We start from the raw sequence: 15134 nt of genomic DNA, 5'->3' as shown, positions 1-15134 counted from the left end.
AATGCATCAATCTATATCGTTTAACCTCATAAAAAATAGGCTTTAAAACCCCTCATTTACCCTGTTTGTAAATATATATTGGATTTTAAACCCAAATATTGTAGCTGAGATTCACTGTAACACTCAAGTAAGCAACAATCTCAATTTTTAGAGTTCATTAACTATTATTCGCCAAACTGGCTTCAAAATTAAAGCTTTGCAATTTACTTGATTCGTAAAATTATGTTTTAATCACACTACCTGCAACTGCTTTAGTTTCCTTCAATATTGATTTAAATGGAATACTGGGGCACGGAAGCTTAATCACTTTAAAACAAACACTCTGCCTAGTATCAATTTGCTCGGTTCTCTCATTATCTGTTGAAATCGTATTCTATAATGTCGCTTTAAGAAACCGTTTGGTCTTTCAAAGCCTACACATCATTCAAAAATTGAATCTCACTAAGATCCTTTAAGCAAAATCAAGGGTTAAACAAAATAAAAAAGCCCCTGTAGTCAAAACTACAGGGGCAAGTACAGTCAGAAAATTATCTCTTAACGAGCGATCATTATCTTCTCGGTTAAGGATTTATCGTTTGAAATCAATCTCACATAATACGTACCAGCAGAGAAGCTTGACATATCTAAAGTTTGATCCCATTCACTCTCTTTGGATGAAGTTGTATTCACCAGTTTCGTCAAAATTTTACCAGTCAAATCAAATACTTCAATAGTATGATCACCTGCATTCAATCCTTCAATATGGATAACAGTATAGTGATTCACTGGGTTAGGTTTGATTTCCATTCCCAATGTTTTGTTCACTGACACTTCAATCGAAATAATCGGACTAAATTCATAGGATCCATCATTGTCGACCATTCTCAATCGATAGTAATAAGTGCCTGCTTCAGCAACATCATAGTCAACGTATCCATATGAAGCTGCATGTATTGCCTGAACTGTTCCGATTTCGTAGAACGTCTTTTCTGATGTTTTTCGTCTTTCAACAGAGAATCGATTTACATTGACCTCATTTGCAGTAACCCAGGTTAATTGGTTATGTGTAACTGCGTTTCTACCTTCAAAGCTGATCAAGTCCAGTGGCAATGCCAAGTCCCAAATACCAGCATCAAAAGTAAAGTTATCAGTCGTGTTCACAACAAACAAATCTGTTGTTCCTGTACCAAATGTATTGGTTACATCACTATCGACATTGTCGAGGGAATTCGAAGAAACGTTTGCAGGTGCAAAATCTCGATTGAACGGCGCCACAAATTGCAAGTAATACGTCTTACCTGGTTCTACAGTAAACATATACATACCATTGTTATCGGTAGTGGTAGTTTGCAATGTATTACCCGCTGCATCTTTCAATCTTACAGTAACATTTGGTTCAGGATTTTCCCCTGGATCCTGAATACCATTCTTAAATCCCGGATCGTTTTTGTCATTGCTAGCACCAGTATCATTCCATACAAAATCTCCAATTTTAACACCTTTTATAAATCCGGCATCAATGGTTTGATTATTCGTATTTGCAATTACTGAGATATTACTAGTTGTTCCTGCACCATTGGCATTGTTCAAATCTGAATCAATTGTCGTGTTAACACCAACTATTGCAGTGGTAACAAAATAACCAGTTGGTTGAATGAACTCTACATAATAAGAACCTATAGTTAAGTCTGTAAATTGATAATAACCAGCTGTTCCGTTGCTAGGATTATTAGCAGTTATTGTTGATTTTACTAAACTACCAGCAGAGTTAAACAAGTTTACAGTTACACCATTGATACCCGGTTCACCTGTCGTTTGCAAACCATCACGATTAGTATCTTCCCAAACGTAATCTCCAATTTTATTGTCCAAATAATATCCTGCATCAAGATCAGCATAGTTTTGACCAGAAGTCAGCGTAACTGAAGTCGTCGTATTTGGACCATTAGCACCACTCAAATCTGAATCTGTCGATTCTGTACCTGTAACATTATTATTCGGAACAGTTGGAACATATCCTTGATTTGCAGGCGCAACTACTTGGATATAATAAGTTCCAGGATCAAGATTAGCAAATTGATAATATCCAGGTAGAGTGGTATTTGGATTAGTGCTGGTAACAGTAGAAGCTACGAACGTACCAGTACTTGTGTACAAATTCACCGTAAATCCATTGAGTCCTTGCTCTGTTGGATCCTGAATTCCATCTTTATCTAAATCATACCAAACATAATTTCCTAAAGTTGCTGTTCGATAAATTCCCGCATCTACCGTAAGGTCAGTTTCTCCAGATTCAAGATTTACTGTCGCTGTATTACCAGAAACTGTATTCACATCACTATCGGTACCACCAGTTACGACATTCTGAGTTGTAAAATTAAATCCATTAGGCTTCATTACCATAACGATGTAATCACCAGGAGTCAAATTTGAAAACAAATAATACCCTGCGTTACCATTGGTTGGATTATTACTCGTAACAGTAGTTTGTAATGTTGATCCAGAAACATTCTTCAACAATATGGTAACTCCATTCACTCCGGTTTCATTTGGTTCTTGAATACCATTTTTGTTGGCATCTTCCCAAACATAATCACCAAGTTTTGCTGGTATATAAACACCGGCGTCAATAGTATTCACGCTTTGTCCACTAGTCACAGTAATTGGATTAGAATTACCTGATGCATTTGGATCTGAGTCATTTGATGTATTGCTACCTGGAGCGTTCGGTTGAGTTAGCACGCTACCATTTGGTGCTACAAATTGAACAACATATGTTCCAGGATCAACGATAAATGAATAATATCCAGGATTTCCATTTAAAGGATTATTTGCAGTTAAGGTTGTGGAAATTACATTTCCAGATGCATCTTTTAAAATCACAGTTACTCCATTCACTCCGGTTTCATTTGGTTCTTGAATACCATTTGCGTTCTTATCAACCCAAACATAATCACCAATTATTGCCGGTAAGAAGAAACCTGCATCCAAATCATTATTTGTCTGACCAGGATTCAATACTACCACAGATGTATTTCCAGTTGATGAATTTGGATCTGAGTCAGTTGCATCATTTCCGCAATTCTTCGTTTCGGTATACTTATAGCTACTAGTTGGCTTTGAGAAATTTACATAGTAAGATCCTTTACAAGTAATAAATTCATAATAGCCAGCTTGCCCAGAAGTATTATTTGTAGTGACAGTTGTGGCAATGAGATTGTTTGCTGAATCATACAATTTAACTGTGACACCATTTATTCCTGATTCGTTCACCTCTTGACATCCATTTCCATTTGTATCCAACCACACAAAATTACCTATTGTAATCTTATCCTCTTCAATCACAGTAGTTGAAGCTACTGCAGTACAACCACTAGCAGTATTCGTAACAGTAACCTGATAACTACCTGGAGCACTCACATTGGTAGTTGAAGTAGAAGCCCCATTCGACCATAAATAAGAACCTCCACCAGTTGCGGTTAAGGTTACGCTTGTTTTATTACAAGTTAATGGACCGTCGTTAGTTGCACTTGCATTTGGCACACTTGTATTCACCGTCACTACTACCTGGTCTGTAGCCGTACAGCCATTGGCTGTAGTTGTTACTGTAAGCGTATAGGTAGTCGTTGCCGTTGGATTGGCTGTTGGATTCGCGATTAAGGAATTACTCAGTCCGGCAGCAGGGCTCCAGCTATACGTATTTCCTGTTACCGGAGCACTTCCGATCTGTGATCCGTTTGGATTCGTCGTACAGGTCTTCGTAAAGTCTGCTCCTGCATTCGCAGTAGGTGGTGTCGTATTCACCGTCACCACTACCTGGTCTGTAGCCGTACAGCCGTTGGCTGTAGTCGTCACTGTAACCGTATAAGTAGTCGTTGCCGTTGGATTCGCCGTTGGGTTGGACACTGTTGAACTGCTCAAGCCAGCTGCAGGGCTCCAACTGTAGCTATTGCCAGCTACCGATGCACTTCCGATCTGTGATCCGTTTGGATTTGTCGTACAGGTCTTCGTAAAGTCTGTACCTGCATCTGCTGATGGTATTGCAGTATTCACATTCACAACTATCTGGTCGCTAGCTGTACAGCCATTGGCTATGTTCGTTACAGTAACTGTATAGGTAGTAGTCGTCGTTGGATTTGCTATGGGATTAGCTATTGTTGAACCACTCAAACCCGTCGTTGGGCTCCAACTGTAAGTATTACCTACAACCATAGCACTTCCGATCTGTGCTCCGTTTGGATTCGTCGTACAGGTCTTTGTAAAGTCTGCTCCTGCATCTGCCGTAGGCGGCGTTGTATTCACTGTTACCACTACCTGATCTGTAGCCGTACAGCCATTGGCTGTAGTCGTTACTGTAACCGTATAAGTAGTCGTTGCCGTTGGATTCGCTGTAGGATTCGCGATTGTAGAACTGCTCAAGCCCGTTACAGGGCTCCAGCTATACGTATTTCCTGTTACAGGTGCACTACCGATCTGTGATCCGTTTGGATTTGTCGTACAGGTCTTTGTAAAGTCTGCTCCTGCATCTGCCGTAGGCGGCGTCGTATTCACTGTTACCACTACCTGGTCAGTAGTCGTACAGCCATTGGCTGTAGTTGTTACTGTAACCGTATAAGTAGTCGTTGCCGTTGGATTCGCTGTAGGATTTGCGATTGTTGAACTGCTCAAGCCCGTTACAGGGCTCCAGCTATACGTATTTCCTGTTACCGGGGCGCTTCCGATCTGCGCTCCATTTGGATTAGAGGTACAGGTCTTTGTAAAGTCTGCTCCTGCATCTGCCGTAGGCGGCGTCGTATTCACTGTCACCACTACCTGATCTGTAGCCGTACAGCCATTGGCAGTAGTCGTTACTGTAACCGTATAAGTAGTCGTTGCCGTCGGATTCGCTGTAGGATTCGCGATTGTAGAACTGCTCAAGCCCGTTACAGGGCTCCAGCTATACGTATTTCCTGTTACCGGGGCGCTTCCGATCTGTGATCCGTTTGGATTCGTCGTACAGGTCTTCGTAAAGTCTGCTCCTGCATTTGCTGTTGGTGGTGTCGTATTCACTGTCACCACTACCTGATCAGTAGCCGTACAGCCATTGGCTGTAGTCGTTACTGTAACTGTATAAGTAGTCGTTGCCGTTGGATTTGCCGTTGGATTTGCGATTGTAGAACTGCTCAAGCCCGTTACAGGGCTCCAGCTATACGTATTTCCTGTTACCGGTGCACTACCGATCTGTGATCCGTTTGGATTCGTCGTACAGGTCTTTGTAAAGTCTGCTCCTGCATCTGCCGTAGGCGGCGTCGTATTCACTGTCACCACTACCTGATCAGTAGCCGTACAGCCATTGGCTGTAGTCGTTACTGTAACTGTATAAGTAGTCGTTGCCGTTGGATTTGCCGTTGGATTTGCGATTGTTGAACTGCTCAATCCCGTTACAGGGCTCCAGCTGTATGTATTTCCTGTTACCGGTGCACTTCCGATCTGTGATCCGTTTGGATTCGTCGTACAGGTCTTTGTGAAGTCTGCTCCTGCATTCGCTGTAGGTGGCGTTGTATTCACTGTTACCACTACCTGATCTGTAGCCGTACAGCCATTGGCTGTAGTTGTCACTGTAACCGTATAAGTAGTCGTTGCCGTTGGATTCGCAGTAGGATTTGCGATTGTAGAACTGCTCAAGCCCGTTACAGGGCTCCAGCTATACGTATTTCCTGTTACAGGTGCACTACCGATCTGTGATCCGTTTGGATTTGTCGTACAGGTCTTTGTAAAGTCTGCTCCTGCATCTGCCGTAGGCGGCGTCGTATTCACTGTTACCACTACCTGGTCAGTAGTCGTACAGCCATTGGCTGTAGTTGTTACTGTAACCGTATAAGTAGTCGTTGCCGTTGGATTCGCTGTAGGATTTGCGATTGTTGAACTGCTCAAGCCCGTTACAGGGCTCCAGCTATACGTATTTCCTGTTACCGGTGCACTTCCGATCTGTGATCCGTTTGGATTCGTCGTACAGGTCTTTGTAAAGTCTGCTCCTGCATCTGCCGTAGGCGGCGTCGTATTCACTGTTACCACTACCTGGTCAGTAGTCGTACAGCCATTGGCTGTAGTTGTTACTGTAACCGTATAAGTAGTCGTTGCCGTTGGATTCGCTGTAGGATTTGCGATTGTTGAACTGCTCAAGCCCGTTACAGGGCTCCAGCTATACGTATTTCCTGTTACCGGTGCACTTCCGATCTGTGATCCGTTTGGATTCGTCGTACAGGTCTTTGTAAAGTCTGCTCCTGCATCTGCCGTAGGCGGCGTCGTATTCACTGTTACCACTACCTGATCTGTAGCCGTACAGCCATTGGCTGTAGTTGTTACTGTAACCGTATAAGTAGTCGTTGCCGTCGGATTCGCTGTAGGATTCGCGATTGTAGAACTGCTCAAGCCCGTTACAGGGCTCCAGCTATACGTATTTCCTGTTACCGGGGCGCTTCCGATCTGTGATCCGTTTGGATTCGTCGTACAGGTCTTCGTAAAGTCTGCTCCTGCATCTGCCGTAGGCGGCGTCGTATTCACTGTCACCACTACCTGATCAGTAGCCGTACAGCCATTGGCTGTAGTCGTTACTGTAACTGTATAAGTAGTCGTTGCCGTTGGATTTGCCGTTGGATTTGCGATTGTTGAACTGCTCAATCCCGTTACAGGGCTCCAGCTGTATGTATTTCCTGTTACCGGTGCACTTCCGATCTGTGATCCGTTTGGATTCGTCGTACAGGTCTTTGTAAAGTCTGCTCCTGCATCTGCCGTAGGCGGCGTCGTATTCACTGTTACCACTACCTGATCTGTAGCCGTACAGCCATTGGCTGTAGTTGTCACTGTAACCGTATAAGTAGTCGTTGCCGTTGGATTCGCAGTAGGATTTGCGATTGTAGAACTGCTCAAGCCCGTTACAGGGCTCCAGCTATACGTATTTCCTGTTACCGGGGCGCTTCCGATCTGTGATCCGTTTGGATTCGTCGTACAGGTCTTCGTAAAGTCTGCTCCTGCATCTGCCGTAGGCGGCGTCGTATTCACTGTCACCACTACCTGATCAGTAGCCGTACAGCCATTGGCTGTAGTCGTTACTGTAACTGTATAAGTAGTCGTTGCCGTTGGATTTGCCGTTGGATTTGCGATTGTTGAACTGCTCAATCCCGTTACAGGGCTCCAGCTGTATGTATTTCCTGTTACCGGTGCACTTCCGATCTGTGATCCGTTTGGATTCGTCGTACAGGTCTTTGTAAAGTCTGCTCCTGCATCTGCCGTAGGCGGCGTCGTATTCACTGTTACCACTACCTGATCTGTAGCCGTACAGCCATTGGCTGTAGTTGTCACTGTAACCGTATAAGTAGTCGTTGCCGTTGGATTCGCAGTAGGATTTGCGATTGTAGAACTGCTCAAGCCCGTTACAGGGCTCCAGCTATACGTATTTCCTGTTACAGGTGCACTACCGATCTGTGATCCGTTTGGATTTGTCGTACAGGTCTTCGTAAAGTCTGCTCCTGCAGAAGCTAAAGGTCGCTGATTAACAGTCAATATTAAAGCATCACTAGCAGTACATCCAACTGCATCTGTAACAGTTACAACATATGTCGTTGTAATCACTGGAGAAACGGTTTTAGGAGTGCCCGAACCTAACCCAGCAGACCAATTGTAAACATATTGAGGAATTCCATTACTTGCAGCTGCATTAATTTGAGCAGATTCACCAAAACAAATTGCAAAATCTACAGGCAATGAAACAATAACATTGCATACAAATCCAGCATCTACTGAAAGATTTGTTTGTCCCGAAATTATTGTTACAACTGAAGTATTACCTGTCAAAGGGTTGGGGTCACTGTCTATATCATCATTTCCACTATTTGCTGGGGAACCAGAATACCCTGTAGGTGTCATAAACATCACTATATAAGACCCTGGCTCAAGGTTTGTAAATTGATAATAACCTTGAGTCGCTCCGTTTGTGGCAGTTACCGTTGTAGCCAATGTTGCTCCATTTGCATCTTTCAGCAATACTGTCACGCCATTGATCCCCGGTTCTCCTGCATCCTGGATTCCATTGCCATTTGTGTCTTTCCATACGAAATTTCCTATAGTCGCTGGTCGGTAGAAGCCCGCATCAAGTGTTTGATTTGTACCTCCTGACGTCACCGTCACTGTAGGTGTTGTCCCTTGTGCATTCGGGTCACTATCATTTGTATCGACGGATCCAGGTGCGTTTGACTCCGTTGGATTGTAGCCTGTAGGTGTCATAAACATGACTGCATACGTTCCCGGCTCAAGGTTTGTGAATTGGTAATAACCTTGAGTCGCTCCGTTTGTGGCAGTTACCGTCGTGGCCAATGTTGCTCCATTTGCATCTTTCAGCAATACTGTCACGCCATTGATCCCCGGTTCTCCTGCATCCTGGATTCCATTGCCATTTGTATCATCCCACACAAAATTTCCTATAGTCGCTGGTCGGTAGAAGCCCGCATCAAGTGTTTGATTTGTACCTCCTGACGTCACCGTCACTGTAGGTGTTGTCCCTTGTGCATTCGGGTCACTATCATTTGTATCGACGGATCCCGGTGCGTTTGACTCCGTTGGATTGTAGCCTGTAGGTGTCATAAACATGACTGCATATGTTCCCGGCTCAAGGTTTGTGAATTGGTAATAACCTTGAGTCGCTCCGTTTGTGGCAGTTACCGTCGTGGCCAATGTTGCTCCATTTGCATCTTTCAGCAATACTGTCACGCCATTGATCCCCGGTTCTCCTGCATCCTGGATTCCATTGCCATTTGTATCATCCCACACAAAATTTCCTATAGTCGCTGGTCGGTAGAAGCCCGCATCAAGTGTTTGATTTGTACCTCCTGACGTTACCGTCACTGTAGGTGTTGTCCCTTGTGCATTCGGGTCACTATCATTTGTATCGACGGATCCCGGTGCGTTTGACTCCGTTGGATTGTAGCCTGTAGGTGTCATAAACATGACTGCATATGTTCCCGGCTCAAGGTTTGTGAATTGGTAATAACCTTGAGTCGCTCCGTTTGTGGCAGTTACCGTCGTGGCCAATGTTGCTCCATTTGCATCTTTCAGCAATACTGTCACGCCATTGATCCCCGGTTCTCCTGCATCCTGGATTCCATTGCCATTTGTATCATCCCACACAAAATTTCCTATAGTCGCTGGTCGGTAGAAGCCCGCATCAAGTGTTTGATTTGTACCTCCTGACGTTACCGTCACTGTAGGTGTTGTCCCTTGTGCATTCGGGTCACTATCATTTGTATCGACGGATCCCGGTGCGTTTGACTCCGTTGGATTGTAGCCTGTAGGTGTCATAAACATGACTGCATATGTTCCCGGCTCAAGGTTTGTGAATTGGTAATAACCTTGAGTCGCTCCGTTTGTGGCAGTTACCGTCGTGGCCAATGTTGCTCCATTTGCATCTTTCAGCAATACTGTCACGCCATTGATCCCCGGTTCTCCTGCATCCTGGATTCCATTGCCATTTGTATCATCCCACACAAAATTTCCTATAGTCGCTGGTCGGTAGAAGCCCGCATCAAGTGTTTGATTTGTACCTCCTGACGTCACCGTCACTGTAGGTGTTGTCCCTTGTGCATTCGGGTCACTATCATTTGTATCGACGGATCCCGGTGCGTTTGACTCCGTTGGATTGTAGCCTGTAGGTGTCATAAACATGACTGCATATGTTCCCGGCTCAAGGTTTATGAATTGGTAATAACCTTGAGTCGCTCCGTTTGTGGAAGTTACCGTCGTGGCCAATGTTGCTCCATTTGCATCTTTCAGCAATACTGTCACGCCATTGATCCCCGGCTCTCCTGCATCCTGGATTCCATTGCCATTTGTATCATCCCACACAAAATTTCCTATAGTCGCTGGTCGGTAGATACCCGCATCAACTGATTGGTCTATTTCTCCAGAAGTTACATTTACAATGCCAGTATTGCCTGTGGATTGATTTGCGTCGCTATCATTATTGTCATTACTTCCAGGAACATTTGGATCAGATAAAGTATATCCAGAAGGAGACATAAACATCACTATATAGTTGCCTGGTTCTAAACCGGTGAATTGGTAGTATCCTAAACTTGTGCCATTTGTGGCTGTGATAGTAGTTTTCAATACAATTCCATTTTCATCTTTTAATAAAACAGTGACACCATTTACACCTATTTCTGTAGGATCTTGAATCCCATTTCCATTAGTGTCTTCCCACACAAAATTTCCAATAGAGGCAGGTTGATAAACACCAGCATCTACATTTGTAACTACCTGTCCTGGATTTAAATTAATGACAGGGGTATTACCTGTAGCAAGATCAGCATCACTATCATTTGTGTCTGTGCTTCCAGCAGAATTGTCATTTGTAAATTGGTAACCAGTTGGTTTCATGAACATCACTATGTAGCTATTTGCCATGAGGTCTGGAAAAATATAATAACCTGGAAGCCCAGAAGGGCCCGTAGTGGTAATTTTTGTAGAAAGCACATTACCATTTTGATCTTTGAGTAATACTGTTACTCCATTGAGTCCAGATTCATTAGCATCCTGAATACCATCACCATCAGTATCAATCCAAACATAATCACCAATGCTTCCACAAGGAGTAACATCAACAGTCACTGAATTTGTCGCTGTACATTGTGCAGCGTCAACAACTGTCACTACATAAGTTGTATTTTGGTTTAGGGCCGGAGTGGTTTTGATGGCACCGGCACCTAATCCATTATTCCAAATATATTGAAAAGGACCACCTCTACCTCCATTCGCTGATCCTTGAGCGGTTAGGGTTGAAGTCTTTCCAGCACAAATTGGATCTGGATTTGCAGTTGCGGATACCAAAGGATTCAAAAGAGTATTCACAGTAACTGTCACCTGATCAGTTTTTGTACATCCATTGATAGTAGTGGTCAAGGTATAAGTAATACTTACCGGAGGAGTAGAAATTGGATTTGCGACTGTATTACTATTTAAATACAAATTAGGAGTCCAAAGGAAAGATGATCCGGATGGGCCGGATGGACTACCACCAATCGCAGTGGAACCTCCTTCACAAACTTCTTTGTCCGGACCTGCATTTGCAGTTGGATTTTGTGTAATATTGATGGCATGATTGTAAACAGCGTTGCAACCATTTGAAGAGGTAACAGTCAGCACTACATTTCTTGTAGTGCCTATCATTGAAATTGGCCAACTTACTGTAACACTTGAAGCAGTGCTGCTTGCAGGTGTTCCTCCATCGAAAGTCCAACTATATGTTGCGCCAGCTACCGGAGGATTAACTTGGAAGAAAGCCCCTTCAGTTGCACAAACTGAGCCGGGAGCTGATATTCCACTCACCGGTAATGGATTAACTGTAACAATAACTTGATCTGTTGCAGTACAACCGTTTGTAGTATTTGTCACCGTTACAGTATAAGTTGTTGTTGTGGTTGGGTTAGCAGTCGGATTTGCAATAGTCCCACTACTCAAACCTGTTGTAGGCGACCAAATATAGGACATGCCAGCTACTGGTGCAGTTCCGATTTGGACTGCAGGTGAATTCGCACATTTAGTTTTATCCGTACCAGCGTTAGCAGTTGGAACTGTAGTATTTACAGTGACCACAACTTGATCAGTAGCTGTACAACCATTATTTGTATTGGTTACTGTTAATGTATATGTTGTAGTGTTTAAAGGATTGGCTATCGGATTCGAAATAGATGAACTAGATAATCCTGCGGTAGGTGACCATAAATAGCTTCTAGCTGCAACAGGAGCTGTACCTATTTGAGCGCCATTTACATTTTGAGTACATGTTTTAGTAAAAGCAGCCCCGGCATTTGCTGCCGGAGGATTTGTGTTCACTGACACAACGACCTGATCTGTTGCAGTACAACCATTTGCTGTATTCGTTACAGTAAGTGTATAGGTTGTGGTGGCTGTAGGATTTGCGATAGGATTTGCAATAGTCCCACTACTTAAACCTGTAGTCGGTAGCCATGCATAGGTCATTCCTGTAACTGGCGCCGATCCAATTTGTGCGCCGTTTGGATTTGAAGTACAAGTTTTTGTAAAATTTGATCCTGCATTTGCGGTAGGAGGATTCGTATTTACAATTACCACCACATCATCTGTTGCAGTACAACCATTTGCTGTATTCGTTACAGTGAGTGTATAAGTTGTGGTGGTTGTAGGATTTGCGGTGGGATTTGCAATAGTCCCACTACTTAAACCTGTAGTCGGTAGCCATGCATAGGTCATTCCTGTAACTGGCGCCGACCCAATTTGGGCTCCGCTTGGGTTTGAAGTACAAGTTTTTGTAAAATTTGATCCTGCATTTGCAGTAGGAGGATTTGTATTTACTGTAACCACCACTTGATCAGTGGCCTTACAACCATTTGTTGTATTAGTAACAGTAAGTGTATAAGTTGTAGTGGTACTAGGATTTGCTGTTGGATTAGACACCGAAGCACTACTTAATCCGGTCGTAGGTAACCAAGCATAAGTCATTCCTGTAACTGGTGCCGACCCAATTTGGGCTCCGCCGATATTTTGTGTACACGTCTTAGTAAAATCTGCTCCTGCATTAGCAGTAGGTGGATTAATGTTTACTGTGACAATAACTTGATCTGTAGCTGTACAGCCGGAATTTGGGTTTGTAACAGTAACAGTATATGTCGTCGAAGTGGTTGGATTAGCAATTGGGTTGGATATCGCAGAATTGCTCAGACCAGCAATTGGTGACCAAGAATAAGTCATTCCAGCGACAGGACCACTCCCGATTTGCTTACCACTCGTGTTGATCTGACATGTTTTTGTAAAATCTGATCCTGCATTTGCAGTAGGAGGATTTGTATTTACAGTCACTATCACCTGATCCGTCGCTGTACATCCATTTGATGTGTTTGTAACTGTGAGTGTATAAGTTGTTGTTGCTGTAGGATTGGCTGTAGGATTTGCAATTGTCGAACTACTCAGACCATCAGTAGGTGCCCATATATAAGACATTCCTGATACAGGAGTTGAACCTATTGGTGCTCCATTTGGATTTGAAGTACAAGTCTTTGTAAAGTCAGCTCCTGCATTCGCAGTAGGAGGATTTGTATTTACAGTCACTATCACCTGATCTGTGGCTGTACATCCAGTGGTTGAATTAGTTACAGTGACGGTGTATGTCGTAGTTGTACTCGGATTGGCTGTAGGATTTGCAATTGTCGAACTACTCAGACCAGTATTAGGTAACCAAGAATAAGCCATTCCAGCGACAGGTGCGCTCCCGATTTGCTTACCACTCAAATTTATCTGGCACGTTTTAGTAAAATCCGCACCTGCATTAGCTCCCGGTATTGGGTTAACAGTAATCACTACAAAATCAGTATTTGTACATCCTGTGTTGTCAGTTACGGTTACTGTATAAGTAGTGGTATTAGCAGGGCTTACTGTCTTTGATTGCCCTGCTCCTAAACCATTACTCCAACTATAAGAATATGGAGATGTTCCACCAGAACCAGTTGCAGAAATAGTGGTGGAAGTACCTTGACAAATGCTTTTGTTGGCTCCTGCATCTACGGTTGCTGTGCAACATTCTGTTTCTACTGAAATTACCCCATTAATTGTATAAGAACCAGAAATTGCTTGTGTACAAACCTGTACATTATTGGTCGAACCTGGAACATTGGTAAAAGTAAAGTCAACATATTGAAAATCAGCACCTAAAGGAGGGCTACAATTTGTTACTGTTTGAGATTGCGAGGTTACTCCGGAAATGTTAACTGTAACCGATGCTGTGGGACCACAAGACAGATCTGAAATAGGCACCCGTACTTTCAAATCTCTTGCCCCTGTGGCTGTGCTTATAGGAATATTGTAACATGCGCTTGGGGTAGGTCCTCCAGGATAGAAAAATTGATCAATTGATTTACCTGAGGTTCCACCTCTGGTGCAATCATTCCTAAATACAATAACATCAAATGAGATTGGTTTACAAGATGTTGGAACAGTCAGAGTGGCAGTTCCCGTTGCGCCATCAATCTGAGCCCGATAACCCTTTGAAGCAGATTCTGATGAAGGGTTTTGACCATTAATATCTCCAGGGATCACATAATAAGGAGTGACTACAGATCCGGCAGCGGTTGATAAAGTAACACTTTGAGGGAAACAATTTGAATGTCCGCTAAGATCCCTGAAATAAGCTTGAAGAATAACTGACACAACATTTGATGAGTTTGGTATGGTAAGGGTATATGAGTTGCCATTCCAAGTATTTTGAAGGCCTACGCCATATTGATCAACAGATCTACAAGAAGAACACCCATAGTTCCATGAGACCATATCAGCAATTTTCGGTCCAACCGACAGTTGCAAATCACCCGCACCATTATCTCGGATGTTATTAGTTCCAGGATTGTTAACTATTACATCTCCCCAGGTTCCCGCACCAAATTGCCAATTGTTTTCCTCATAATGGTAAGCTGCACCATTGCCAAATTGCATCGTGGTATTAGGGTTACCGCTTTTAATTTCTATCTGAGCAGCATTATAAAGGCCACCTGCTACTCCATTGAAAATTAAACTTCCATATTTATAATTATACCAGCCCGCATCAGGATTTCCAGCACAACCTATCATATAGCCCGGATTCGTAGTTGTTCTACCAGACAAATTGATAACGGCGTCCCAACAAGCATTGTTGACGTAATTACCATTCCCATTAGTTCCGCAAAACCTTGCAGTAATTGTAGCTGTCCCATCACATTTTTCCACAATTTTAGGTGCTGGAGAGGGAACTACCATATGGTGATTATACTGTCCGGAATTTCCAAGAATGGCTATAGTTAATGAAGTTACAGGAATAGTACCGTCGCAATAGCCGATATTATCTAAAGCTCTGGTATAACTCAATGAACAAGGTGCCATCATTGGCGCATTTTCAAGCTTGGACAAAAACTGTTTTTTCTCTGATTTGGTCGGATTATTTCCATTTGAACCAGAAAATCCAAGCAAAGGAAATACGGCCATTACAGCAAAAAGCAAAGGCAAAAGGCCATATTCAATCGGTTTCAATTTATTCTTCATTACAATACTGTTTTTAGAATTTAATTCTTTTCTATTACTAATTTCAAAATATTATATCAAATAATTTAATAAATGGAAGT

At 43.0% G+C, this 15134-nt stretch carries 1 protein-coding gene; it reads right to left on the bottom strand.

The window, feature by feature from the left end; genetic code table 11:
• Nucleotides 1–534 precede the first annotated feature (534 nt).
• Entirely contained in the window at nt 535–15054 is a 14520-nt protein-coding gene (locus IPI99_08415; GenBank protein ID MBK7340536.1) for a T9SS type A sorting domain-containing protein, read from the bottom strand.
• Between the last annotated feature and the right edge of the window lie 80 nt (nt 15055–15134).

It is taken from the genome of Saprospiraceae bacterium, assembly GCA_016710235.1.
Lineage (GTDB): Bacteria > Bacteroidota > Bacteroidia > Chitinophagales > Saprospiraceae > Vicinibacter.
The sequence above is the reverse complement of the archived record's forward strand: the minus strand, read 5'-3'. Positions and strand labels throughout refer to the sequence as shown.